The sequence below is a fragment of the Streptomyces sp. NPDC056169 genome, from assembly GCF_042268445.1.
Lineage (GTDB): Bacteria > Actinomycetota > Actinomycetes > Streptomycetales > Streptomycetaceae > Streptomyces.
Window position 1 is genome coordinate 38,017 of record NZ_JBHJUO010000010.1, and the last position, 24,869, is coordinate 62,885.

Here is a 24,869-nt window from a genome sequence, read left to right on the forward strand (position 1 = left end):
ACCTGTTAACAGCCTGGGAGAGTACGCGGTGGAAGCCCCGATCGAACACGACCTCTGCACCCGGATCAGACGGTCGGAGCAGGCGCTGATGGCGCACCACGAGGCAGTGCTGCGCGCCTACGGGCTGACCATGACGCAGTACACCGTGCTGTTGACCCTCGCGCGCGAGGGCGGCATGTCCGGCGCCCAACTGGCCCGGTCCTGCGGTGTCACGCAGCAGAGCATGAGCAGCGTGCTGGCCAACATGGAGACCAAGGAACTGATCCGCCGCGAGACGTCCCCCGTGCACGCCAAGGTGCAGATCGCCACCCTGACCGACGCGGGCCGGACGCTGCTGGACCGCGCCTACCAGGAGGTGGTCATCCTGGAGCGCGCCCTCACCGACGCGTTCACGCCCGCCGAACACACCGCACTCTGCGAACTCCTGGAACGCGCCACCGCCGTACTGGCCCAGCAGACGCGCCACGCGGCGACCCGGCCCACCCCCTGAGCCCGCGGACCCACGGCACACGAGCCACGTGCCGCGGGCCACGGAGACTCAACTACCAAGGGACCACTTCTGGTTGGCCGCGCCCGTGCAGGACCAGATCTGTGCCCTGGTGCCGTTGGCCGACGTGTTGCCGGTGGCGTCGAGGCATTTGTCCGCGGGGATGTTGACCAGGTCGGCCGAGGCGGACTCGTGGCGCCAGAGCTGCGCGCCGGAGCCGTTGCAGGTGTGGAGCTGGACCTTGGCGCCGTCGGTCGTCGCGCCCGTGGTCACGTCCAGGCACTTGCCGAGTGCCTGGACCGTTCCGTCGGCCCGGAGGGTCCAGCGCTGCGCCGCGGAGCCGTTGCACTCCCAGAGCTGGACGGGGGTCCCGTCGACGGTGGCGCCGCCGGCCACGTCGAGGCACTTTCCGTCGAGGCCCCGCAGGGTGCCGGTGCGGTCCTGGCCCCCGGTCGGGGCGCCCGCCCAGGTGAAGGTGGCGGAGGTCCTGCCGGGCAGGGAGTACGTGTAGCGCTGTCCGCCCCAGTTGACGGTCATCGTCTGCGCGTTCGCCGAGTCGTTGTAGGCGAGGAGGGCCTTGGAGCCGTCGGGGTTGCGCCAGGCCACGTTCGGCACGGCCGTACTGGCCGTGGAGGCGATCCGGTGCGCCCCGGGCTTCACGAACTTCGTGAGGTGGCCCATCGTGTAGTACTCGACGGTGTAGTCGACCTGGCCGTGGCGGGAGTCGCCGTTGTGGACGGTGATCAGGCCGTCGCAGGTACCGCAGCCGCCGTTGTGCGGGCCGCGGTTCTGGTCGACCGCGAGGGACCACTTGGTCACCGACTTCGCCCAGTTCCGGGTGTAGTCGATGATGTTCATCATGTCCTCGCGCTGCTGGTGGGCGATCCAGGTGCCGCCGGAGTGCTCCGTCTGGAAGGCGTCGAGCTGCGGGTACCGCTCGTGGACCTGGGTCTGCTCGGCGATGTTCCCGCCGTAGCCGTGCCAGGCGACACCGCCGAAGTTCGGGTGGCTGCGGACCGCCGCGTCGTCCACGGTCGGGGCGGCGTAGGCGTCGTACGTGTCCCAGTTCCAGTCGTGGGCCAGCACCTTGGTGGGCAGGCCGGTGGACTGGAGCCTGGGGAGCAGTTCGTTCTTGGTGAAGTACGCGAGCCCCGAGCCGTTCCAGCTCATCGACGGGTAGCCGGAGCAGCAGGTCGGCTCGTTCTGGGCGGTGACGTAGTCGACGGGGACGCCCTGGTCGCGCCAGCCCTGGAGGTACCTCACGAAGTAGTCGGCGTAGGCGCCGTAGTACTCGGCCTTGAGCCAGCCGCCGTTGAGCTGCCCGCTGTCCTTCATCCAGGCGGGCGCGGTCCAGGGCGAGGCGACCAGGGTGAGGCCGGGGTTCAGCTGCCGGGCCTGCCGGGTCAGGGGCAGCACGTCCTGGAGGTCGTGGGCGAGGGAGAACTGCGCGAGCGCGGGGTCGGTCTGGCCCGCCGGGAGGTCGTCGTACGTGTAGCCGAACCGGGCCAGGTCCGAGCCGCCCATGGGATTGCGGACGAAGGAGAGGCCGATGCCCTCGGTCGGCGAGAAGAGCTTCTTCATCGTGGCGTCCCTGGTCGCCTGGGTGAGGGCTCCGGAGCCCTTCATGAGCCAGGCGGCGGTGTCGGTGAAGGAGGCGCCACCGCCGGTGAAGGTCTGGTAGCGGGTGTTCTCGTCGACGGTGATGTTCGTGCCGCCACCGCCGTTCCCGTCCTGGAAGGCGAGCGGGGTCTGCTGCTGGAGTCCTCGCGTGACGTGCCGGCCGCCGGAGTCGTCCGTGGTGGTGAGCCAGATGTTCACCTGCTCGCCGGAGGCCTGCGCGGGGGCGGCGGAGAGTCCGGTGAGGCCGACGGTGGCGAGGGCGCCCGCGAGGAGTGCTCGGGTGAGGAGCGATCCGGTGCGGTGCGATCCCGTGAGCGGGCCGCCCGGCGGGCGGCTCCGGGTCGATCGGCCTCGGGTCGGGTGGTCGGCGAGCGGTGTCCTGTGCGTCGAACGGAGCATGGTGGTGCCCTTCTCGGCGGGTGTGGGTGGGGGGTCCGCGGACCGAGTCGTGGGTGTTCCGAGGCGTGAGTGAACTGCCGATGGGCCGTCCCGTCAAGGCTCCCCGCATTCACTTCCTGAACGAACAACTCTCTTACTACTGAGCTGACTTGCCCTCATCGCCGTTCCGTCGTGAAGTCTTGACGCCGATCTCGTCCGGCTGTTGACTCTGCACACGGCACCGGAACCGGTTCCGGAAGCGGTTCCGACAGCGATGTCGTCCCCGGACGCGGAGGCTCCCGATGCGTGTCACGATCGCCGACGTCGCACGTGAGGCGGGGGTCAGCAAGACGACCGTGTCCCGGGTCCTCAACACCGGGGCCGAGGTGGACTCCGCCACCGCCGCCCGTGTTCGTGAAGTGATCGGTCGGCTGGCCTATGTGCCGAGCTCCGGCGCCGTCGGTCTGGCCCGTGGCGCGAGCCGTACGGTCGGCATGCTGACGCCGTCGCTCACCTGGCCCTGGATGGGCGAGGTCCTCCAGGGCGTCGCCGACACGGTCGAGGCCGCCGGGTACGGCCTGCTCCTGTACACCTGCCGCCGGGGGCCCGGCTCGGTGCGCCACTTCATCGGACAGGTCTCCGCCCGAGCCTTCGACGGACTGCTCGTCGTCGAGCCGGAGAACACCCTCGACACCCTCACGGACCTGTACCGCCGCGGGCTGCCCGTGGTCCTCGTCGACGACCGCGGGCACCGCCCGGCCTTCCCCTCGGTCGCGACGACGAACCGCGCGGGCGGCGCGTCGGCGGCGGACCATCTCCTGGCCTCGGGCCGCTCCCGGCCGCTCGTCGTCACCGGCCGCCGGGACTTCGGCTGCGTACGGGAGAGGCTCGCCGGGTTCGTGGACGTCCTGCCCACCGGCCTCGTCGTCGAGGGCGAGTTCACCGAGGCGACCGGCCGGGAGGCCGTCGAGCGGACGCTCGCGGCGCGGCGGCTCTTCGACTGCGTCTTCGCGCACAACGACCTGATCGCCGCGGGAGCGCTGCGCGCCCTGCGCGAGGCGGGCCTGCACGTCCCCGACGACGTCGCCGTCGTCGGCTTCGACGACCTCCCGATGGCCCGGCACACCGAACCGCCGCTGACCACGGTCCGCCAGCCGATGCGGGAGATGGGCAGCGCCGCGGCCCGGATGCTCCTGGCCGGTCTCGGGGGCGACCCGATTCCCGACGAACCCCTCGTCCTGCCGACCGAGTTGATCGTCCGAGGCTCCGCGCCCGCGCCGTGAGCTCGTAGGATCCCGGCATGCCCGCTGACGACCGCGTGACCCGGTCCTCCCTCTCCCGTCGCCTGAAGCCGATATCGGATCCTCGGCCGATGCCCCTACTGCCCCGACGGATCTGGTCGGACGACGACTGGGACCGCATCCAGCGGGGCTACGCGGCGCACGGCATGGACGAGAAGTGGAATGTCTTCACGGAGGGCGACGTCGTCTTCCTGCACCGGAGCTGGACCGGCTTCGGGGTCTACGAGGCGACCTTCGCGCCGGTCGACGGCGGCGGACGGCGTATCACCGGCGCCGTGGTCGAACGCGACCCCGAGCGCCTCAGGGCGACGGACGACGACTACGACGCCGTGATGCTCGAACTGGTCCTCGGCTCCATCGTGCTGGGCGAACCGTCACCGGATCTCCGGGCGAAACTGGTGGAGTTGACGCGCCGGAGGACGAACTCCGACGACGTCCCCGCCGGAGCCATCCAGCACAGCGTGCTGGGGCTGCGCTCGGATCCTCAAGCACCCGCGTCGTGACGGCTCTCGCGTCCTCATCCTTCCTTCCTTCGGCACGTCGACGGGCCCCTCGCCCGCCGGCGGCGTGATCCGCCGATAAAAGACGCGGTCAGGGGGATCCGCTGGGCGTAGGCTTCGGGCGGAATCGATGCGGTGGGGGCGGAGCACATGGCGGCTGGGGCGGAACAGCGGTGGGGGTCGACCCTCGATGCGGTCGTCGTGTACGCACAGGGTGCCGTCTGCACGCGGCTCGCGCGGGGCGTCGTGCCGTCCGACGGACGGGTACGGGTGACGGGGCTGCCCCGTTCACTGGACCCCGGTTCGCTGCGGGCGCGCGTCCGGGGCGGCGCCGGAGTGCGGGTCACCGAGGCGCGGGTGGAGGTCGAGGCCGAGCCGCACGGCCCCGAGGTGCCCGACGCGCTGCGGCGCGAGGTCGAGCGGCTCCGCGACGCGTACGCGGCGGCGCGGGGGCGCCGGGACCGGCAGCAGGAGCGCGTCAAGGAGGTCCAGGCCCTCCGCCCGATCGCACCCGCCCGCAAGCGCGAGGATCCCCACCGCCGTACCCCGGTCGACGCCTGGCTGGAGCTCGCCGACTTCGTCGACGACCGGCTGACGGGACTGCACACGCGCCTCGTCGAGCTGGAGGAGGCGCTGCGCCTCACCGAGCACGAGCTGAGCGTCGCCACCGACCGGCTCGACCGCGCCTCCACCGACGCCCCTGCGGCGCACGTGGACACCTCGGTCGGTGCGGTCCTGACTCTCGACGGCGTCGACTCCGAAGTCCGTGACGTCGAGGTCGAGGTGGAGTACGGGGTGCCCGGTGCCGTCTGGGTACCGGCGTACCGGCTCCACCACCGGCAGGGCGACGGCACCGGACGGCTCGTGCTGCGCGCCTCGGTCGCCCAGCGCACCGGCGAGGACTGGACCGGAGTGCGCGTCGCCCTGGCCACCGCCGATCTCCGGCGCCGTACCGACCTGCCGCGGCTCCGCTCGATCCGCGTCGGGCGCCGTCAGGCGGCCCCCGCGCCGTCCGGCTGGCGCGAGCCTCCGGCGGGGCTCGCCGACCTGTTCTCCGGATACGACGCAGCAGGGCCGCGTCCTGCCGTCCGCGGGGCAGCGGCCTGGGCCGGGGCGGCCGCCGCCGGGCCCGGGCCCGGTTCCGCCCCGCCACCGCCACCTCCACCGCCGCCCCCGGCTCCGTCGGCGCCGCAGGGGTACGGCGGCGCCCCCGAGGCCTTCGGCGGCGGGATGCCCCCCGCCACCGGGCTCCCGCCCGGACGCGCCCGGCCGGCGGGTCCGCCGCCGGAGGCCCGGCGGCGTTCCGTCGACGGGTCCTTCGCGGGTGCCCCCGCTCCCCCGGCGCGCATGGCTCCGTCGGCACCGGCCGCTCCCGGCGCCGCCGCACCGCCGCCTCCCCCGGCGCCGGTGCCCGGCCCGCCGCTGCCGAGCGACGCCGAGCTCGACTACGCCGCCCTGGCCCTGTCCGCCCCCGACGAGCGGGGTGCGCGCAGGGGCCGGCTGTTTCCCGACGCCCCGTTCGACGCCGTGGCGGCCGAGCACCGTCGCCGGGCCGAGGCGGTGGCCGCGCTGCCGCTGCCCGGGCACGCCGTGCGGCCCCGCGTGTCGGCCGGTTCCTTCGACCACCGCTACGACGCCACCGCCCGCGCCGACATCCCCTCGGACGGCACCTGGCACACCGTCGCCGTGGGTGAGATCCCGGTCGGCCTGCGCACCGAGTACCTCTGCGTGCCGTCCGTGGAGCAGACGGTGTACGCGACGCTGGTCCTCGACAACGCCACCGGTCAGGCGCTCCTCGCGGGGCCGGTGGAGGTCACGGTCGACGACGACTTCCTGTTGACCGCAGCGCTGCCGACGCTCGCCCCCGGCGGGGTCCGCCGCGTCGGGCTCGGGGCCGCCGAGGGCATCCGGGTCACACGGCGCACGAACCTCCACGAGTCGACCTCGGGCCTGCGCAACAACACCACCGTCCTCGACCACCGCGTCCACGTGGAGCTGGCGAACGGGCTCGCGCGGCCCGTCACCGTCGAGGTCCGCGAGCGGGTGCCGGTCACCTCCGATCCGGACGTCCGGATCGAGGAGCGCGCCGACTGGACGGCACCCGCCGAGGACGCGGGGGGCGAGCGTCATGCGCCGGGCACCCGCGTCTGGCGGGTGGAACTGCCCTCAGGTGCCACCACCGCCCTCGACGGCGGTTACGAGATCCGCATCCCGACCGGCAAGGCCCTGGTCGGCGGCAACCGCAGGAGTTGACACCCGCCATGTCCACGGCCCCGAAGCCGATCGCCCTCCCCGTCACCGCCGTCACGTGCCTTGAGGACCGCGCCCACGTCGAACGCTCCGCCGTGCTCGACCTGCGGGCCGGGGTCCAGCGGCTGCGCCTCGGGCCGGTCAGCGCGCTGGCCGTCGACCGTACGCTCCATGCCGAGCTGACCGCCGACGGGCCCGCGACCGTACTCGACGTGCGGATCGTCCGCGACTGGACGCCGCGCGGCCCGCTGCCGTCGGCCGACGACGACTCCGCCCTGCGCCGCCGCGTCCACGCCCTCGAAGAGGAGCGGGTCACCCTGGAACAGCGGCGCGAGCGGCTCCGCGCCCGTCTCGACCTGCTGGGCCGACTCGCCACGGACGTGCTGCGGGAGATCGGCGAGGGCAGTGGTCACGGCGAGAACGAACGGTCCCGCTGGGAGCGTGAGTTGGACCGGGTGGACGAGGAGCGCGACGAGTACGCTGAGCGACTCCGCACAGTGGAAGCACGGTTGTCGGCCGCATCCGCCGAACTCGGCGACTCCCACCGTGCGATGGAACTCGCCGAGGACAAGCCCGCCGAGCTGATCGGCCATGTCGAGCTCACCGTGGAGGCCTCGGCCGCCGGGCCGGCCGCCCTGCGGCTGAGCCATCTCACCCCGTGTGCGCTGTGGCGGCCCGCCTACCGGGCCGTCCTCGACGGGGAGTCCCTGACGCTGGAGACCGAGGCGGTGGTCTGGCAGCGCACGGGCGAGGACTGGTCGGGCGTACGGCTGACCCTGTCGACGGCCCGGTCGGCGCTGGCCACCGATCCGCCGCTGCTCGACGAGGACCGGCTGACGCTCAAGGACCGCTCGGCGGCGGAGCGACGTACGGTCGACGTCGAGCTGCGCGAGGAGGAGATCGGGAGCCTCGGCCCGGCTCCGGTGCTCGGTCTGCCGGGCGTCGACGACGGCGGCGAGGCGCGGGTGCTGAGGGCCCCCGTGCCGGTCTCGGTGCCCGGCGACGGGCGCGCCCACCGCGTACCGCTCTCCGCGTTCACGACGGCAGCGCATCGGGAGTACGCCTGCTCGCCCGAGCTGTCTCCCCTGGTCACCCAGGTCGTGCGGTTCGACAACCTGTCCGGCCACGCACTCCTCGCCGGTCCCGTGGACCTGGTCCGCGACAGCGGTTTCGGCGGTCGCGGCACGCTGGACTTCACCGCTCCCGGCGCTCCCGTCGAGCTGGCCTTCGGCAGCTGCGACGACTACCGGGTCGTCCGGGAGACCGAGGAGACGCGCGACACCACCGGGATCACCCAGCGGACCCTGGTCACCCGCACGGTGCGGCTGCATCTGTCCCGGTTCTCCGCTCCCGGGGAGCGCGGGGAGCGGGTGGTCGCGCTCCGGGAGCGGATCCCCGTCTCCGAGGTGTCGGCGGTGGAGGTGCGTCTCGCCAAGGGCGCGAGCTCGCCGGTGCCGGACGAGGTCGACGCCGAGGGCATCGCCCGCTGGGACGTCGCTCTCCCGCCCGGCGGCCGCCGCACGGTCACCCTCGTCTACGAACTGTCGGCGAGCGCCAAGGTCACCGGTCTCTGACGGCGACGGCGACGGCGGCAGCAGCAGGCGCAGTAGCCGAGCGAACGGTGTCGTCCAGCACAGCATCGAGGCGCGTCAGGTTCTCCTGACGCGCCTCGATGCCGTGCGTCCGTGTACGGCCATGGCCAGAAGCTCTGAATGATGCTTCACTTCTTCCATGGCCTACCGCAAGACCCCCGCCGAAATGCGCCGCCTCGAAACCGCCCGCGACCATCTCGTCGCCCGGGCGACCGAGGTCGTCGCCGAGGTCGGCTGGGCGCAGGCGTCCGTGACGGCGGTCGCCGACGCGGCCGGAATCGCCGCCGGCTCGGTCTACCAGCACTTCCCGTCGAAGGCGGCCCTCGCCGTCGAGGTGTTCCGGCGGGCGTCCGGGCACGAGGTCGAGGTCATCGGCGAGGTGCTGCGCGGCGACGGCGACCCCGTAGAGCGCCTCACCCGCGGCGTCGAGACCTTCGCCCGGCGCGCCCTGGAGAACCGCGGTCTGGCCTACGCGCTCCTCGCCGCGCCCGCCGAACCGGCCGTCGGCGCCGAGCGGCTCGCCTACCGCCTGCGCTACCGGGCCCTGTTCGCCGAGACGGTCGAGCAGGGCATGGCGGCGGGGCTGCTGCCGCCCCAGGACGGCCGGATCACCGCCGCCGCCCTCACCGGCGCGATCGGCGAGGTCCTCGTCGACCCGCTCGCCACTCCCGACGAGGGCAGCACCGAGGAACTCCTCGTCGAGCTCGTCGCCATGGCCCTGCGCTGCGCGGGCGCCGCACCGGCTCCGTGACGCCAGCGCCCCCTTCCATTTCGACGCCAGCGCCCCCTTCCACTTCTCGTCACCCCTCGTCACCCCTCGTCACCCGGAGGAGACCGATGACCGCCACCGTCCCCCGCACCGCCCCGAGCGCCGTGACGCACGAGGTGACCAACCAGCCCCCGCCCCTCGTGGGCCACGATGTCGCCGACGACCCGGTGCTGATCGAGGGGGTGCGCCGCGAGGGCGCGGAGTGGTACCTCGACGACCTGCACCGGGTCGGCCGGCTGGCCGGCAGCGAGGAGACACAGCGCTGGGCCGACGAGGCCAATCGGTACGAGCCGGTGCTGCGCACCCACGACCGCTACGGCCACCGCGTCGACGAGGTCGACTTCCACCCGTCGTACCACGCCCTGATGGACGTGGCGATCAGCGAGGGGCTCGCGGGCAGCGCCTGGGCCGACCCGCGGCCCGGCGCCCATGTGGCGCGCGCCGCCGGCTTCATGGTGTGGAGCAGCACCGAGGCCGGGCACGGCTGCCCGGTCTCCATGACGTACGCGGTCGTCCCGGCACTGCGCCGCTCCCCCGAACTCGCCGCCGTGTACGAGCCGTTGCTGACGAGTCGGGTGTACGACCCGGGGCTGCGCGCCCCCGGCGGGAAGCGCGGTCTGCTCGCCGGGATGGGCATGACGGAGAAGCAGGGCGGCACCGACGTCCGGGCCAACACCACCACCGCCGAGGAGCAGCCGGACGGGACCTGGCGGCTGCGGGGGCACAAGTGGTTCACCAGCGCCCCGATGAACGACCTCTTCCTCGTCCTCGCCCAGGCTCCCGGCGGCCTCTCCTGTTTCCTCGTGCCGCGCGTGCTGCCCGACGGCAGCCGCAACACGTTCCGCATCCAGCGGCTCAAGGACAAGCTCGGCAACCGCTCCAACGCCAGCAGCGAGCCCGAGTTCGACGACACCGTCGCCTGGCTCGTCGGCGACGAGGGCAAGGGGGTGCGCACCATCATCGACATGGTGACCATGACCCGGCTTGACTGTGTGCTCGGCTCCGCGTCCGGCACCCGCGCCGCGCTCGCCCAGGCCGCGCACCACGCGCGCCACCGGTCCGTCTTCGGCGCGCGGCTCGTCGAGCAGCCGCTGATGCGGAACGTCCTGGCCGACCTCGGCCTGGAGTCGGAGGCCGCCACCGCGCTCGCGCTGCGCCTGGCCGGGGCGGCGGACCGCGCCCAGCGCGGCGACGCCAGGGAGAGCGCGTTCCTTCGGCTGGCCACCGCGGTCGGCAAGTACTGGGTCTGCAAGCGGCAGCCGGCCGCGGTCGCGGAAGCCCTGGAGTGTCTCGGCGGCAATGGCTACGACGAGGCGTCCGGCCTGCCCCGCCTCTACCGCGACGCCCCGCTCAACGGCATCTGGGAGGGCTCCGGCAACGTCAACGCCCTCGACATGCTGCGCGCGCTGGCCCGTGAGCCGGAGTCCCTGGAGGCGTTCGGCGCGGAGATCGGGGCCGCCCTCGGAGCGGACCGGCGGCTCGACGCCGCGTGGCGCGAGCTGCGCGCGGAGCTCGTCCTCACCGAGGACGCGCCGCTGCGCGCCCGGCGGCTCATCGAGCGGGCCGCCCTCGTCCTCCAGGGCTCGCTGCTGGTCCGCCACTCCCCGGCCGCCGTCGCCGACGCGTTCTGCGCGTCCCGGCTCGCCGGCGACCGCGGTCTCGCCTTCGGCACCCTTCCGGCGGGCACCGACTTCGCGGCGCTGCTCGACCGCCTGCCCCGGTAGCCGCCCGTCAGTCCGCCGCTTCCGAGTGGCCCACCGAACGGCAGTCCCGGCGCCCGCCCTCTCGTACGAGTCACCCCCGAGGGCGGGCGCCGGGCGCGTACACCGAGGAACGGCACGCCACTTCGCGGGGCAATCGGCCCGTATCGCCGTATCTAGGGTGTCCGCCATGACCACCGCTCCCCCCGCCCACCTCGCCATGTTCTCCATCGCCGCCCACGGGCACGTGAATCCGAGCCTGGACGTCATCCGCGAGCTCGTCGTGCGCGGCCACCGCGTCAGTTACGCCATCCCCGCCCCCTTCGCCGAGAAGGTCGCGGAGACCGGGGCCACGCCCGTCGTCTACGCCTCGACGCTGCCGACCGACGACGACCCGGACGCCTGGGGCACCGCGCCGATCGACCACGTCGAGCCGTTCCTGACCGACGCCGTGCAGGCGTTACCGCAGCTCGCGAAGGCCTTCGAGGAGGATCGGCCCGATCTGGTCCTCCACGACATCACGGCCTATCCGGCCCCCGTCCTCGCCCACACGTGGGGCGTGCCCTCGCTCTCGCTGTGGCCGAACCTCGTGCCGTGGGAGGGGTACGAGGAGGAGGTCGCCGCGCCGAGGTCCGCCGAGCTCAAGGCCTCGCCGCGCGGCGAGGCCTACTACACGCGGTTCGAGGCGTGGCTGGCCGAGCACGGGGTCGACGTCCACCCGGACCGGCTGATCGCGCCGCCGCGGCGTGCGCTCGTGCTCATTCCCCGGGCGCTCCAGCCGCACGCCGACCGGGTCGACGAGTCCGTCTACACCTTCGTCGGCGCCTGCCGGGGAGCGCGGGCCGGGCAGGGCGAGTGGCGGCGGGCGCGGAGAAGGTGGTCCTGGTCTCGCTGGGGTCCTCCTTCACCAAGCGGCCGGAGTTCTACCGGGCGTGCGCGGAGGCGTTCCGCGCGCTGCCGGACTGGCACGTCGTCCTGCAGATCGGCCGGTTCGTCGACGCGGCCGAGCTCGGCGAGCTGCCGGACAACGTCGAAGTGCACTCCTGGGTGCCCCAGTTGGCGATCCTGCGGGAGGCCGACGTCTTCGTCACGCACGCGGGGGCGGGCGGCAGCCAGGAGGGGCTGGCCACCGCCACGCCGATGGTCGCCGTCCCCCAGGCCGTCGACCAGTTCGGGAACGCCGACATGCTCCAGGCCCTGGGGGTCGCCCGGCACCTGCCGATGGAGGAGGTCACCCCGGAGCGGCTCCGCGAGGCCGTGCTCGGTCTCGTCGGCGACCCCGAGGTGGCGCGCCGGGCCGCCGGGATCCAGGAGGCCATGGCAAGGGAGGGAGGCACGCGTCGCGCGGCCGACCTGATCGAGGCCGAGCTCGAAATGGCCGTGCGGCGCGCGTCCTGACCCCGTGCGCCACGACTCCTGACCCCGTGTGCCACTCCTCCTCACCCCGCACGGCGGCCGGATCGTCGTCTTCTCGGGCCGCCGCACGGGCGGGTGCCCGTTCCTCCTCCGGGAACGGGCACCCGCCTCCGTCGTCAGACCACCGCGCCCGAGCGGTCCCGGCCGGCGCCCGCCCGCGCACGCGGTGCTGTCCGTGTCGGGGGCGCGGGGGCCGGGTGGCGGGACTCCAGGGTGACGGCCAGCGGCATCGCGGTGAAGACGGTGGACGCCATGCCGAACACCACTCCGGCGAGGACGGCGACGGAGAAGTCGGTGAGTGAGTCCCCGCCCAGGACGGCGAGCGCCACCAGGACGAAGAGCGCCCCCATCCCGGTGTTGACCGTGCGCGGAAGGGTCTGGGCGACGGCCCTGTCGGCGAGGTCGGCGAGCGGGACGCCACCGCCCCTGCGCCGCAGTTCGCGCAGCCGGTCGAGGACGACCACGGAGTCGTTGACGGAGTAGCCGACGACGGTCAGGAGCGCGGCCAGGAACACGCTGTCGACCGGCTTGCCCAGCCAGGCGAACAGGCCGACGACCAGCAGCACGTCCTGGGTCATCGCCGCGACCGTCGCCGTCGCGTACGTCCAGCGGAACCGCACGGTCAGGTAGAGGAGTTGTGCCGCCACCGCCAGCCCGAGGGCGATGAGGGCGTGGGTGCGCAGCTCCCCGCCGAGGCTCGGGCCGATCAGGTCGTCGCGCTCCACGGCCACCGGTCCCGCGACCCGGGTGAGCGCCTCGCGGATCTCCCGCTGCTCGCCGTCGCCGGTCTCGCGGGTGCGGACCGAGACGTCGTTGTCTCCTGTGGTCTGCACGACGGCGTCGGAGAAGCCCGCGGCGACGACCGCCGCGCGCGCCGTGTCGGCGTCCACGGGGCGTTCGGCCGTGTACTGGACGACCCGGCCGCCGGTGAACTCGACGCCGAGCTCCACGCCCCGGACACCGATCCCGGCCAGGGCCACCATCAGGAGGGCGGCGCAGCCGGTGAGCCAGCGCCGGCGACGGGCCATCAGCCGGGGCACACGGCGGTTCAGCCGCTTCCGCAGCCGGCCGAGGCCGGCGATGCCGGTCACCCCGGGCCGCTTTCGGACGGCGGGCAGGCGCAGTGCCCACTCGGCCTGCAGCCGGGTGATGACCATCGCGGTGAGCATGGAGGCGACGACGCCGATCGCGAGGGTCACGCCGAAGCCCTTGACGGGGCCGGAGGCGAAGACGAAGAGGAGGCCGGCCGCGAGGAGCGTGGTGACGTTGGAGTCCGCGACCGCGCTCCACGCCTTGCCGAAGGCCGTCGCCACCGGACGGCGCGGATCGCGCGCGGCGGGGCGGCCCAGGGCCGCGTACTCCTCCCTGGCCCGTTCGAAGACGAGGACGTTGGCGTCCACGGCGATGCCGACGGCCAGGACGAAGCCCGCGAGTCCGGGGAGCGTGAGCGTGGCGCCGAGGGCGACGACGGCGGCGTACGAGATCAGCCCGTACAGCAGGAGGGCGACGGTGGCGAGGAGGCCGAGGAGCCGGTAGACGACGATGACGAAGACGCCGGTGCAGGCCAGGCCGATGACGGCGGCGAGGGCGCTGGCCCGGATCGCTTCGGCGCCGAGCGTCGGGCCCACGGTGCTCTGTTCGACGGTCGTCACCGGGACGGGCAGCGCGCCGCCCTGGACGAGCGCCGCGAGGTCGCGCGCCTCCTGCCCGGAGAATCCGCCGGTGATCTGCGCGGAGCCGCCGCCGATGCCCGCCCCGCACGGCACGCCGGACTGCATGCCGGGTGCGGAGACGATCCGGTCGTCGAGCACGATCGCGACCCTGCGGGCCGGGTCGCCGGGTGCCGCGCAGGCGGCGTCGCCGGTGAGCCGCGCCCAGGTGGCCGCGGCCCGGTCGCGGAAGGACAGGTCGACGGTCCAGCCGCGGGCGTTCACGGTGTCGAGCGTGGCCGCGGCCTCATCGACGCCGTCGCCGGTGAGCGCGGGTGCCGCCAGGGCGAGGAAGCGGCCCGGCGCGTCCGGGTCGGCGAGGACGCGCGTCCCGTCGCCGGACGCGGGACCGGCCGGTCCTTCGGCGGCGCCGGTGACGGCGTGGAAGGTGAGCTGCGCCGTGCGGCCGATGACCTCGGCGGCCTGGCGCGGGTCGCGGAGGCCGGGGAGCTCGACGACGATGCGCCGCTCTCCTGAGCGGGCGAGCGAGGGCTCGGCGACGCCGAGTCCGTCGACGCGCTTGCGGAGCACTTCGAGGGCGCGGTCGGTGGCCGCGGCGTCGGCGCGGACGGTGGGCGTGTCCTGGGTCTCCAGGACGATGCGGGTCCCGCCCCGGAGGTCGAGTCCGAGACGGGGCGGGGTGGTGAGGGTGATCCAGACGGAGAGCGCGACGACGGCGAGCGCGAGGAGCGCGCGCCAGAGGACGGCACGGGAGGACAGGGGTGACATGGGTGACTCCACGGGCGGCGCACGGCGGCGGGCCTCCGCACATGGCGGGGCCCTGCCGTCCGTGCCGGACGAACGGTCGGATGCGCGCCGATGACGGACCGGTCCGGGACATGCCGATGGCCCGGACGGCGGGCGCGGGAGAACGTCAGCTGTGCCGGGGAGTGGGAGGAGCGCGGGGGTCGCGCGGCTCGTGGCGGTCGCCGGGCGGCGCACGCTCACAGCAGGGGTCGCCTGCGAGGACGCCACGGGCGGGTACGGAGAGGTCGACCGCCGCGGCGGCGGGCGCGGCGGGCGGAGCCGGGAACCGTACGGAGTGCTCGACGGCGGCCGGGAGTTCGGCGACGGCGTCGGACGCGAGGTGGGGCGGCTCCGGCGACGTGGTGAGGCGCCCGGATCCGGCGTGTGCGGTGGCGTGCGCGGCGCCGGCGGGCGGTGCCGCGACGGCGGGCGCCGGGCCGGTGGCGGCCGGGGAGGTGGCGGTCAGAGGGGCGGGCGCTGCCTGGGCGCTCGGCGCGGGGATCAGGAGCAGGGACCACAGCGCGCAGAGGATCGCGGGCAGGAGGGCCGTGAGCTGTCGCGCGGCGCGTGCCACTGGTGTCCCCCCTCTTCCCGTTCTCCCTGAAACGCCGTCCCGGTGTCCTGAGTTCCTTCGCGCCTCAGCGTAGACCGGGCGGGAGACGCTCCGGCCACCGGCTCCGGCCACGGGGGTACCCGTGCGCACGACGGATGAGTACGCGTGCTCATGTCCGCGCCGCGGAGCCCCGGGACGATGGTCGTGTCACCGCTTCGTCCTCGGATCCAGGGGGCCCGCCCGTGCTCAGCCGTATCGCAGCCAACCTCGTCCCGTTCTTCGGGCGGCTCACCGTCACCACCGACCCCGGGGCGCGTCTCGAACCCGGCAGCATCCTCGTCGTCAACCACACGTCGCTGGCCGACCCGGCGCTCGTGCTCGCCGCGCTGCGCGGGCAGCTGGCCGTCGAGCCCGTCCTGCTGGCCGCCGCGGGTCTGTGGCGGGTCCCGTTGCTCGGCCGGGCGCTGGCCCGCGAGGGTCACGTGCCCGTCCACCGGAACTCGGCGCGGGCCGCCGCCGCCTTGGACCACGCGGCGGTCGCGCTCGCCTCGGGTCGGCACGTGATGCTGTACGCGGAGGGCCGCATCCCGCCCCGCAGGGACGCCGCGGAGAACCCGCCGGAGCTGTTCCGGACCGGGCTCGCGCGGCTGGCGCGGGCGGCGGGGGCGCCGGTCGTCCCGATCGGACAGGCCGGTGCCCGCCGGATCACCTCCGGCGGGCGGACGAAGCAGCTCGCCGGGGTCCTCACGGCGCCCGTGCGCAGGCCCGGCCTGCACGTCCACATCGGTGCGCCGCTCCGGCTGCCGGAGGACGTGGCCGCGGCGACCGCCCTGGCCCACGGCGCCGTCACCGAGGCCTGGCGGACGGCGGCCGGGGCGCTGGGCGAGCCGGCCGCCCTGCGCCGGGACTGACGCGTGCGCCGTGCGTCAGGCGGTCTCGGCCTGGGCGCGCGGCGCCGGGCTCGCCTTCTCCTCCGCGTCCGCCAGCCAGAACAGCAGCGGGGAGAGGACGAATTCGACCGCGGCGAGCACCAGTTGGAACCCGTGGGGCCGGCCCTCCGTGACGAGCGAGAGAACGCGTCCGAGAGCGCCCAGCAGGAACACGGCGGTGAGCCAGCGGACGATCGTGGCGGGGATCGGCCGCTGCCGGGCCGCCCACAGCCAGGCGAGGCCGTACCCGGCGAAGGTCGCGCCGAGGAAGCGGCCCAGGTTGTCCATGGTCGGGCCGGCCGACTCGGCGCCCGGGACCGAGGCGTTGCCGAGGAGGACGTGGAGGATCCCGATCGCCACGCAGGCGTAGCCCATCACCAGGACGAGCCCTCGCAGCACCTTGGCCTTGGTCATGTTCCCAACCCCCGTTCGGAAGGCGTCCGTTCGACGGACGCGTGATCTTCAGCCTACGGGTGCAGGCCGAGGTCGCCGCCGGGCGGGGGTGCGAAGAAGCGCACCAGGTCCGCGTCCGTGACCTCGGGGAGGGTCGGCGGGGTCCAGTGGGGGTCGCGGTCCTTGTCGACGACCTGGGCGCGGATGCCCTCGACGAGGTCGGGGGTGGTCAGCGCCGCGCAGGAGACACGGAACTCCAGGTCCAGGACCTCTTCGAGGGTCGTGAGCGCGCGGGAGCGGCGGAGCGTGGCCAAGGTGGCCTTGAGCGCGGTCGGGGACTTCGCGAGGAGGGTGGTGGCCGCCTCCTTGGCGGCCGGGACGCCGGTGTCGAAGAGCCGCTCGACGATCGCCTCGACGGTCTCGGCTCGGTAGCAGGCGTCGATCCACTCCCGCTGTTCGGCCAGGACGCCCGGCGGGGGCGTCACCGTGTGCCGCGACACGGCCTCGTCGGCGGGCAGGCGGGTCAGGTCCCGGGCCAGGGCGGGGAGTTCGGTCGAGGGCACGACGTGGTCGGCGAGGCCGGCGAGGAGCGCGTCTGCGGCGCCGACGTGGCCGCCGGTGAGGGCGAGGTGGGTGCCGAGTTCGCCGGGGGCGCGGCCGAGGAGGTACGTACCGCCGACGTCCGGGACGAAGCCGATGCCGGTCTCCGGCATGGCCACGCGCGAGCGCTCGGTGACGACCCGGACAGAGCCGTGCGCGGAGACGCCCACGCCGCCGCCCATGACGATGCCGTCCATGAAGGCGACATACGGCTTCGGGTAGCGGGCGATGCGGGCGTTGAGCCGGTACTCGTCCCGCCAGAAGGCCTCGGAGGCCGTGCCGCCCGCGCGGGCGTCGTCGTGGATGGCGCGGATGTCGCCGCCCGCGCAGAGGCCCCTCTCCCCCGCGCCTTCGATGACGACGGTGGTGACGGCCGGGTCGTGTTCCCAGGCGGTGAGGGCCCGGTCGACGGCGAGGACCATGGTGTGGGTGAGCGCGTTGATGGCGCGGGGGCGGTTCAGGGTGATGAACCCGGCCCGGCCCTCCGTCCGGAGGAGTACGTCGGGCGTTCCGGTCGGCACGATCACTCGGCCCTTTCCCTCGGCTGCTCGTTTCCCGGTCACCGTACCGGTCCCGCGCGGGGTTCGGCTCGATCTGATCGAACACCGGGGGCGGGCTGTTCTACTGCGGGCATGGCAGATCAGAGACAGTGCACGGTGGTCCGGACCGGATCGTACGAGGGTGCCCAGGGGGGTGTGTTCGGTGCCGGCGTCAGCGCGCAGTCGACGGGGGCGGAGCGGCTGTGTCTGCACCGGCTGGTGATGGCGGCGGGGACGCGGGGCCGGCCGCATCTGCACGAGGGGCATGAATCGGCCATCTACATCGAGTCCGGGCAGGTCGAGGTCTGGCACGGGCCGGGGCTGGCCGAGCACGTCGTGCTCGCGGCGGGCGACTACCTCCACATCCCGGCGGACACCCCGCACCTGCCGGTGAACAGCGGCGACCAGGACATGGTGTGCCGGGTCGCGCGGACCGACCCGGACGAGCAGGAGGGGGTACGCCTCCTGGACCTGCCGGTCTGGCTGGAGTCGCGGCTGGGGCCGCTGCCCGTCGGGGCGGGCTGAGCACGCCTGGAATGAGGGCGGGAAGGACTCATCCGCTTCTCGCGGATCCTGATTGCACGGTGCACGGTCATCGATCGACCGCTACCCCGCGTCCTCGATGGCGAGTCCTTCCCGTCCCTTCCATGGAACCACCGCTCCGGTGAGGGCGCGAGCGCCCGTCGGAGCGGGTCCTTCCGGAGACCGGGCGGAATCAGGCCGGGAGCAGGTCCTGGGGGACGCGCACCTGGCGGGGGGTCGCCATGCGGAGCTCGACGATGTCGCGGACCGTGGGCCACTCCTCGTCGAGGACCGAGTAGAAGGCCGTGTCGCGGACCGCGCCGTCGAGGCCGCGGGAGTGGGCCCTGCGGACACCTTCACAGGTGGCGCCGAGCCGTTCGATCGCGATCCGGGAGCGGGTGTTGCGGGCGTCGGCACGCATCGTGATGCGGCGGACGCCCCAGGTTTCGAAGGCGTGCCGCAGCATCAGGTACTTGGCCTCGGTATTGATGCCGGTACCCCGGGCGTCGCCGGCGATCCAGGTGTTCCCGATCTCGGCCGCGTCCGGGATGGCGGTCAGGGGATCGCCATGGGGCAGGCCGGGAACGGGGGGCCAGATCAGAGGGCCCCGCCAGTAGTCGAGTTCGAGGAAGCGGGTCGAGCCGATGACGCGTTCGTCGGCGGTACTGACCACGGCGAGGGGCAGGCACCGGCCCGCCGCCTGATCCGCGAGGGCGCGGGCGATGTAGTCGAGGGCCGATTCCAGGCCGTCGGGTACGGGAGTGAAGGCGTAGGCCGATCGGTCCGCCCCGCCGGCCCGGGCGAGGGCTTCGGCGTGCCGCATCGCCAGCGGCTCCAGGCGCACGGTGCGCCCGGTCAGGAGAACAGGTACTGGCACGGAACCTCGGGTCTTTCACGGGCAGGGAAAGCTCCCGCCGCGGGTGGGCCGCGGCGGCAGCAGGAGGGAGGTTCTCGCTGGGTGCCGATCACGTCAAGAGAGCGACAAACGAGCAGGTAAAACGGTTCGTCACCGGTGCGAGGAGGACAGTATGCAGCCACAAACGCTCGGAGAACAGAACCCGGAACGAACCCGGATACACGCGTGGGTGAAGCCTCTCGGACACCCGGGTTCGCCGGTCTCACAGGACGGACGGAGCCTCCCGCCAGCCGGACGCCGATCCCGCTCAGACGCAGGTGGGATGGCCCCAGCCGTCGGCGTTCTTCGCGATGATCTCGCCCTTGTCGTACGCCTTGCCGCAGCGGCAGCGGCCGGAGAATCGGGCCTTCAGCGTGCCGCCGTTCGGGCGACTCCCGCCGGCGGAGGACGAGGCGGATCGGGCCGGGGACGATCCGGTCGGCCGGGACGACCCGGAGGGCGCGGAGGAGCGCGTACGGGGCGCGGAGGCGCGTGTCGCGGGTTCGGGCGGCGGCAGCGGGGTGCCGGCGTCGGAGCCGAGGGGCTCCTGCGTGCGGGCGCTGTGGCTGGCCGCGCGGTCGGCAGCGTCGTTCAGGGGGTCTCCGTCGACCTGGTGCGCCGGGACGTAGACGAAATCGACGTCCCGGCCGGTGAGCAGGGCGTCGATGCGGACGACGAGGTCCTTGTTGGCGACGGGGGTGCCCGCTGCCGTCTTCCAGCCCTTGCGCCGCCAGCCGGGGAGCCAGGTCGTGACGGCCTTCATGGCGTACTGCGAGTCCATGCGGACCTCGGCGGGCACGGCCGGGTCGAGGGTTTCGAGCAGTCTCTCCAGGGCCGTGAGTTCGGCGACGTTGTTCGTCGCTCTGCCGAGGGGGCCGGCCTCCCAGCGGTCGACCGATCCGTCGGCTCGGCCGATGACCCATGCCCAGGCCGCGGGGCCGGGGTTTCCCTTGGACGCGCCGTCGCACGCCGCGATGATCTTCTTCACCATCCCACGATCCTGACACGGCGGCGGGGGTGGGCGGCCCCACCCCCGCCGCGGTCAGGAGCTGCCGGTCAGGACGAGCCGGTCAGAGCTGCCGCTCAACGCCGCCGGTCGGAAGTTGCCGGTCGGCGCCGCCGGTCAGAAGTTGCCGTAGTTGACCTGCCAGGTGGGCAGGCCCATGCGGCGCCACAGGGCGACGACGCGGTCACGGTCGTCCAGGGAGACGCGGACGGCGTAGCGGTGGCGTACGTGGGCGTCGAACAGCTCCGCCTTCACGAGGTCGTCGCCACGGCCGTCGCCGGAGGCCCGCATCCACAGCTCGTCGTAGGGCACGCCGTGGCGCGCGAGCCACTCCTCGGTCATCACCCGGTCGTCCTCGCTGCGGCCCGACAGCAGGACGATCCGGTCGCTCTCCGCCTTCCGGAAGGCACGCAGGGCGTCGCGTACGGAAACGTTGAGCAGATCAAGGTCGCAGCGCTTGAAATCGAACGGGCCGCGGTCGCCGCGCAGCGCGAGGGTGCCGTCGATGTCGCACATGACGGCCGACGGGAGGGCCGGGTCGGGGACGTACGGCGTACCCGGATCGGACCCGCCGCCGAGCCACTCCGCCGTGAGGCGCCAGCCGCCGCGCGTGGCCTTGGCGTGCTTGTCGGCGAGAATGCGGATGATCTCCTCGCCGACGGGCCGCTCGCGGGCCGCGTCCCGGCGGACGCACTCGTCGGCGGGCACGTCGGTGAAGTCGTGGACGACGAAGGTCACGGGCCTGCCGACGACGGCGGCCTTGAGCCTCTTGGGGATGTGCGGGGTCAGGTGGGTGTTGTCGACGACGACGTCGAACCCGTCGTCGACGGCGGCCCGGACGGCGGCGTCCTGGATGTCGAGGACGGTCCGCTCATGGGCGTGCGAACGGCCCTGCTCGGGGGCGGGCACGTCGAGCATGGTCCGGAGGTCGTCGAGGTTGACGCGGCGTACGCGCCCCTCGGCGGCGGCCTGGAGGGCGCGGGCGGCCGTCGTCTTCCCGGAGGCCGGGAGGCCGGTCATGACGTGGACGACAGGCACGGTCAGTTCTCCTCGTCGTGCGTGAAGGGGTCGGAGGCCTCGGGGCGCAGCTGGCGCCAGACGAGGAGGTCGGTGGGGCGCCCGTCGAGGCGCAGGAAGAGCAGGGCGCGCAGGGCCCGGTCGGGCTCGTCGGCGGCGGCGCGGGCGAAGGCGGCGCGGTCGCCCGCGAGGTGGGCGAGGCGCGCGTACGCCTCGTCGAGGGCCTGCTCGCGGCGGGCGGCGGCCGCTTCGAGGCCGGCGATCACCTCGCGTACCCACGCGTCGAACTCGTCGGGGACCTGCTCCAGGAGGGCGTCGAGCGGCTTGCCGCCGGAGGCCTCGACCTCGGCGACGGCGCAGCCGATGCCCTTGGCCAGCCGGTCCGCGGGCACGGCGGCGAAGCGCTGGATGCCGTGGCCGCGCCAGATGTCCCGCTCGGTGACGCCGGTGAGCACCTTGTGGAGGCGTACGTACTCGGCGAGCTTGGCCTTGGCGCGCACGCCGGAGGCGAAGCGGAGCACGAAGCCCTCGGCGTCGGTGCCGGTGGCGGCGGCGCCGCCCGGGAGCGTGTTGGACTCGGTCAGGGCGACGAGCTCGGCGACGGTCATGGCGGGCCAGACGCGGACGACGGACCCGATGGGGCCCCAGGGGCCTGCGGCCTCCGCCAGGGGCGTCTCGGTGCCGTCCGGGCCGAAGGCGGCGAGCAGGACGAGGTCGCGCCGGTCGCCGTAGTTCACGACGATGCGGTTCTGCGGGTAGAGGATCTCGGCGAGGTACGTCACACCGGGCGTCAGGCCCGTGGTGTCGGCGGCGTCCAGGCGGCGCTGCGCCCAGGTGGCCTGGGTGCTGGTGAAGGAGCCCTTGGAGGCGGCGCGCCAGCGGCCGGCGTAGTGGAAGACGACGGCGAGGCTGCCGTCGACCTTGTCGTACACCTCGAAGGACTCGTCGGGCAGCGGCGGCGCGTAGGGGCGGCCCGAGGCGTGCTCGGAGAGGTTGAAGAACTTGGGGAGGGGCAGCGCGACGATCCGCCCGGTGGTGTCGTCGGCAACGAGACCGCGGCAGCGGGTGGTGGCCCGGTTCCAGCGCTGTTCGTACTGGCACGCGCGGGTGTACGTGTAGATCGACAGCGGCAGTTCAGGGTGGCTCTTGCGGGCGATGTGCCCGGCCGCGAGGGCTTCGTCGAGCTCCTCGGGCGCCATCAGGTCGTGCAGAGTCAGGGTCTCCTGGCTCATGGGGTCCCTCCCATTGGTCCGATGATCCATTCTCGGGGCGGGCGGGCTCGAAGGACAGCGAATATCCCCGGCGGGGGCCGGGATCGGGCAGGGCGGGCGGCTCCCCGAGCCCGGGCGTGTCGGTGGTGCCCCGTAGACTCGCCGTCGCCCCGCCGGTGACGGAACCGGCGCAGTCGAAGGAAGCGAGCCCCATGAACCACGCGGACGGCACGGCACCGATCTACGCCGAGCTCATACGGGAGCGAGGGGATGTTCCGGCCGACGTCCGACAGGTCGCCGAGGAGGTGCTGCGGGACCTCAGCCGGGTGATCCAGCTGCCGCCGCAGGGCGTTCCGGGTCCGCAGGGTGGCGTCGCGCACGCCGGTGTCGGGGCGCAGATGGCCGTCGCCGGGCACCCGGGTGCGATGGGCCAGGGCGGCCCGATGGGTCAGAACGGTCCGATGGGCCAGGGCGGTCCTATGGGCCAGGGCGGCCCGATGGGGCAGAACGGTCCCATGGGCCAGGGCGGTCCGATGGGGCCGGGCAGTCCGATGGGTCAGGGCGCCGCGATGGCTCAGGGTGCCGCCATGGTGCAGGCGAGCGGCGCCGTCGTTCCGCACCGGCCGATGCGCTAGGGAGTGTCCGCCCCTGTCATCGGGGCGTTGTCAGTGCCGTGCGTCACTCTGTCTCCCAACAGTCCCGTGCCGCGATCGGACGGGCCTCGTACCGCGATCAGGGGATGACGACATGGCTGAGGTTCTGCTCTTCCACCACGTGCTCGGGCTGACGGAGGGGGTCGCCGCGTTCGCCGGCGAGCTCCGACGGGCCGGGCACACGGTGCACGTGCCCGACCTGTACGAAGGGCGCACGTTCGACGACCTGGAGGCCGGGGCCGCGTACGCCCAGGAGGTCGGGTTCGACGCCCTCACGGAGCGCGGCGAGAAGGCGGCCGAGGGTCTTCCGGCGGGACTGGTGTACGCCGGGTTCTCGCTCGGCGTGCTGCCCGCACAGAAGCTGGCGCAGACCCGGCCGGGCGCTCGCGGCGCGCTGCTGTTCAGCGCCTGTGTGCCGGTGAGCGCGTTCGGCCCGGCCTGGCCGGACGGCGTCCCCGTGCAGGTGCACGCGATGGACGCGGACCCGTTCTTCGTCGGGGACGGGGACCTGGAGGCGGCGCGCGAGCTGGTCGCGGACGCCGGGGACCGCGAGCTGTTCCTGTACCCCGGAAGCGCGCACCTGTTCGCGGAGCGCGGTGCGGAGTCGTACGTACCGGAGGCGACCGGCCTCTGTGTCGAGCGGGTCCTCGGGTTCCTGGGCGGTCTCACCGCGTAAGGCGGGGTCGGGATCGGGATCGGGTCAGCCGATCGGTCGACCTCGGGGTCGACCGTCCGGCCGTCGGCCCGGGGCCGGGCGGCGGACCGTACCGGGCCCGGTGCGGGCGGAGGATCGGGGCAGGCGCGGAGACCGCTTCCGGGCGGTGCCGTCCGCGTGCGTCCCGTACCGAGGAGTCCGACATGACGAAGTTCCGCCGTGCGTCCCGTTCCGCCCGGGTCCTCGTGCCCGGCGCGGTGGCCGTCGCCCTGCTCGCGGGCTGCGGCCAGGGGTCTGGCGGGGCCGCGAGCGCCACGGGTGCGGCAGCGAGCGCTTCGCCCTCCGCCGGTCCGGCCGTCACCGGCACACCGACTCCGTCCGGCGCCTCGGCCCTTCCCGACGGCTCCGCCAAGGCCGCCCCGGGCACGCTGCTCGTGACCGACTTCGGCTCCGACACCGTCACCTTCGTGGACCCCGAGCGCGGTGCCACGGGCTCCGTGAAGGTCGGCACGGCGCCGTACGGCGTCGTCCTCGGTGCCGACGGGCGGGCCTGGGTGGCGACGGCCGAGGGGGTGGCGGTCGTGGACACGGTCCACCGGGAGCGGCTTGCCCTCGTCCCGTACCGGACGGACAGCGGGCCCGCGACCACGGGCGAGTACCGGGGCGGCGGCATGGGCATCGCGCTCGCGCCGGACGGCCGGCGGGTGTACGTCGGGGTCAACGTGCCCGGTGGGAACGGGACGCTGGAGGTCCTCGACACGGCGACCCTGCGGTTCACGGACACGGTGCCGGTGGGGCGGCGCCCCTTCGACGTGGACGTGTCGCGGGACGGCGCCGAGGTGTACGTGACGAACCACGACTCCTTCGACGTCACGGTCGTCGCGGCGGGCTCGCTGAGTCCGCGGCGCGTGGAGGTCGCCCCGTACGGGACGGAGGGCGGGCTGGGCTCCTGGCTCAAGCCGCACTACGCGGCCGTGCGGCCCTCCGACGGCAGGCTGCTGCTGCCCTTCGAGGGCGAGCGACTCGCCGTCGTCGATCCCCGGACGGGCCGGACGACGATCGAGCCGATGACGGCGAACACGCACCAGCACGGTGCCACCGTGACCGCCGACGGGACGCTCCTGACGGTCGGCACGGGGCCGATCGACCCGGACGTGGACGAGGGGCCCTCGCTCACCGTGCGGACGCCCGGCGGGGCCGAGCGGGTCTATCCGCTGGAGGGGCCGCACGAGAGCGTGGCCGTGTCCCGGGACGGGCGCACGGCCTATGTGACCGGCGGGTTCACCCGGGACGGTTACTGGGACGGGCTGACCGTCGTCGACCTCGACTCGGGTGACACCCGGCGTCTCCCCGCGGGCTCGCGGCCGCTGGGGATCGTCGTCCTCTGACCGTCCCGGCGCCCGGAGCCGGTCCCGGCGCGGGTCCCG

General features: G+C 74.0%; 21 protein-coding genes and 1 pseudogene. 13 read left to right on the plus strand and 9 right to left on the minus strand.

Translation table 11 applies throughout. The annotated features are described in order from the left end of the window. The first annotated feature begins 28 nt into the window (after window positions 1-28). Window positions 29-490, plus strand: a complete 462-nt coding sequence (locus tag ACFC0G_RS17505) for a MarR family winged helix-turn-helix transcriptional regulator (RefSeq protein ID WP_376404007.1) — start codon at window positions 29-31, stop codon at window positions 488-490. A gap of 48 nt (window positions 491-538) precedes the next feature. On the opposite strand, the gene ACFC0G_RS17510 is transcribed toward ACFC0G_RS17505, so the two are convergent. Beyond that, the gene (locus ACFC0G_RS17510) at window positions 539-2,506 is read right to left on the minus strand and encodes a ricin-type beta-trefoil lectin domain protein (protein WP_376404009.1); all 1,968 of its coding nucleotides are present in this window, start codon (window positions 2,504-2,506) and stop codon (window positions 539-541) included. 281 nt (window positions 2,507-2,787) lie between these two features. On the opposite strand from ACFC0G_RS17510, the gene ACFC0G_RS17515 reads away from it, so the two are divergent. The 7 genes and pseudogenes from ACFC0G_RS17515 to mgt all read left to right on the plus strand — a co-directional run bounded on the left by ACFC0G_RS17515 (window position 2,788) and on the right by mgt (window position 11,995). Continuing rightward, complete coding sequence (locus tag ACFC0G_RS17515) at window positions 2,788-3,768, plus strand: LacI family DNA-binding transcriptional regulator (RefSeq protein ID WP_376404011.1); 981 nt, start codon at window positions 2,788-2,790, stop codon at window positions 3,766-3,768. Window positions 3,769-3,857: 89 nt separating this feature from the next. Then, window positions 3,858-4,289, plus strand: coding sequence for a hypothetical protein (locus ACFC0G_RS17520; RefSeq protein WP_376404013.1), 432 nt, complete (start codon window positions 3,858-3,860; stop codon window positions 4,287-4,289). A gap of 147 nt (window positions 4,290-4,436) precedes the next feature. After that, window positions 4,437-6,539 carry a DUF4139 domain-containing protein gene (locus ACFC0G_RS17525; protein ID WP_376404015.1) on the plus strand — a complete coding sequence of 701 codons (2,103 nt, stop codon included), beginning with the start codon at window positions 4,437-4,439 and terminating at the stop codon, window positions 6,537-6,539. Window positions 6,540-6,547: 8 nt separating this feature from the next. Continuing rightward, on the plus strand, window positions 6,548-8,110 hold the full coding sequence (locus ACFC0G_RS17530; protein WP_376404017.1) for a mucoidy inhibitor MuiA family protein: 1,563 nt from the start codon (window positions 6,548-6,550) through the stop codon (window positions 8,108-8,110). 157 nt (window positions 8,111-8,267) lie between these two features. Further along, window positions 8,268-8,879 (plus strand): TetR/AcrR family transcriptional regulator, encoded by a 612-nt coding sequence (locus ACFC0G_RS17535; protein WP_376404019.1) that lies wholly within the window; start codon window positions 8,268-8,270, stop codon window positions 8,877-8,879. Between the two features lie 86 nt (window positions 8,880-8,965). Beyond that, window positions 8,966-10,621 carry an acyl-CoA dehydrogenase family protein gene (locus ACFC0G_RS17540; protein ID WP_376404021.1) on the plus strand — a complete coding sequence of 552 codons (1,656 nt, stop codon included), beginning with the start codon at window positions 8,966-8,968 and terminating at the stop codon, window positions 10,619-10,621. Window positions 10,622-10,787: 166 nt separating this feature from the next. After that, window positions 10,788-11,995: pseudogene (gene mgt, locus ACFC0G_RS17545) on the plus strand (macrolide-inactivating glycosyltransferase). Between the two features lie 134 nt (window positions 11,996-12,129). Here the strand turns inward: mgt and secD are convergent. Together secD and ACFC0G_RS17555 are read right to left on the minus strand one after the other, a co-directional pair. After that, on the minus strand, window positions 12,130-14,451 hold the full coding sequence (gene secD, locus ACFC0G_RS17550) for a protein translocase subunit SecD (RefSeq protein ID WP_376404023.1): 2,322 nt from the start codon (window positions 14,449-14,451) through the stop codon (window positions 12,130-12,132). A gap of 145 nt (window positions 14,452-14,596) precedes the next feature. Then, the gene (locus ACFC0G_RS17555; RefSeq protein WP_376404025.1) at window positions 14,597-15,043 is read right to left on the minus strand and encodes a hypothetical protein; all 447 of its coding nucleotides are present in this window, start codon (window positions 15,041-15,043) and stop codon (window positions 14,597-14,599) included. Between the two features lie 221 nt (window positions 15,044-15,264). Between ACFC0G_RS17555 and ACFC0G_RS17560 the strand changes: the two genes are divergently transcribed. Continuing rightward, the gene (locus ACFC0G_RS17560; RefSeq protein WP_376404027.1) at window positions 15,265-15,933 is read left to right on the plus strand and encodes a 1-acyl-sn-glycerol-3-phosphate acyltransferase; all 669 of its coding nucleotides are present in this window, start codon (window positions 15,265-15,267) and stop codon (window positions 15,931-15,933) included. 15 nt (window positions 15,934-15,948) lie between these two features. On the opposite strand, the gene ACFC0G_RS17565 is transcribed toward ACFC0G_RS17560, so the two are convergent. Both ACFC0G_RS17565 and ACFC0G_RS17570 read right to left on the minus strand, forming a co-directional pair. After that, window positions 15,949-16,365, minus strand: coding sequence for a DUF4345 domain-containing protein (locus tag ACFC0G_RS17565; protein WP_376404029.1), 417 nt, complete (start codon window positions 16,363-16,365; stop codon window positions 15,949-15,951). Between the two features lie 53 nt (window positions 16,366-16,418). Then, the gene (locus ACFC0G_RS17570; protein WP_376404524.1) at window positions 16,419-17,465 is read right to left on the minus strand and encodes an enoyl-CoA hydratase/isomerase family protein; all 1,047 of its coding nucleotides are present in this window, start codon (window positions 17,463-17,465) and stop codon (window positions 16,419-16,421) included. Window positions 17,466-17,576: 111 nt separating this feature from the next. Between ACFC0G_RS17570 and ACFC0G_RS17575 the strand changes: the two genes are divergently transcribed. Continuing rightward, window positions 17,577-18,008, plus strand: a complete 432-nt coding sequence (locus tag ACFC0G_RS17575; RefSeq protein WP_376404031.1) for a cupin domain-containing protein — start codon at window positions 17,577-17,579, stop codon at window positions 18,006-18,008. 190 nt (window positions 18,009-18,198) lie between these two features. Here the strand turns inward: ACFC0G_RS17575 and ACFC0G_RS17580 are convergent, their stop codons facing one another. From ACFC0G_RS17580 to ACFC0G_RS17595, 4 genes are all read right to left on the minus strand, one after another. Then, window positions 18,199-18,882, minus strand: a complete 684-nt coding sequence (locus ACFC0G_RS17580; RefSeq protein ID WP_376404033.1) for a GNAT family N-acetyltransferase — start codon at window positions 18,880-18,882, stop codon at window positions 18,199-18,201. Between the two features lie 286 nt (window positions 18,883-19,168). After that, entirely contained in the window at window positions 19,169-19,891 is a 723-nt protein-coding gene (locus ACFC0G_RS17585) for a ribonuclease H (RefSeq protein ID WP_376404035.1), read from the minus strand. A gap of 132 nt (window positions 19,892-20,023) precedes the next feature. Further along, window positions 20,024-20,944, minus strand: a complete 921-nt coding sequence (locus ACFC0G_RS17590) for an AAA family ATPase (RefSeq protein ID WP_376404037.1) — start codon at window positions 20,942-20,944, stop codon at window positions 20,024-20,026. A gap of 2 nt (window positions 20,945-20,946) precedes the next feature. Further along, window positions 20,947-22,155 carry an RNA ligase gene (locus tag ACFC0G_RS17595; RefSeq protein ID WP_376404039.1) on the minus strand — a complete coding sequence of 403 codons (1,209 nt, stop codon included), beginning with the start codon at window positions 22,153-22,155 and terminating at the stop codon, window positions 20,947-20,949. A 191-nt stretch (window positions 22,156-22,346) separates the two neighbouring features. On the opposite strand from ACFC0G_RS17595, the gene ACFC0G_RS17600 reads away from it, so the two are divergent. The 3 genes from ACFC0G_RS17600 (at window position 22,347) to ACFC0G_RS17610 (ending at window position 24,830) form a co-directional block, all read left to right on the plus strand. After that, entirely contained in the window at window positions 22,347-22,769 is a 423-nt protein-coding gene (locus ACFC0G_RS17600; protein WP_376404041.1) for a hypothetical protein, read from the plus strand. 112 nt (window positions 22,770-22,881) lie between these two features. Further along, the gene (locus ACFC0G_RS17605) at window positions 22,882-23,463 is read left to right on the plus strand and encodes a dienelactone hydrolase family protein (protein ID WP_376404043.1); all 582 of its coding nucleotides are present in this window, start codon (window positions 22,882-22,884) and stop codon (window positions 23,461-23,463) included. Window positions 23,464-23,645: 182 nt separating this feature from the next. After that, on the plus strand, window positions 23,646-24,830 hold the full coding sequence (locus tag ACFC0G_RS17610) for a hypothetical protein (protein WP_376404045.1): 1,185 nt from the start codon (window positions 23,646-23,648) through the stop codon (window positions 24,828-24,830). The last annotated feature ends 39 nt before the right edge of the window (window positions 24,831-24,869 follow it).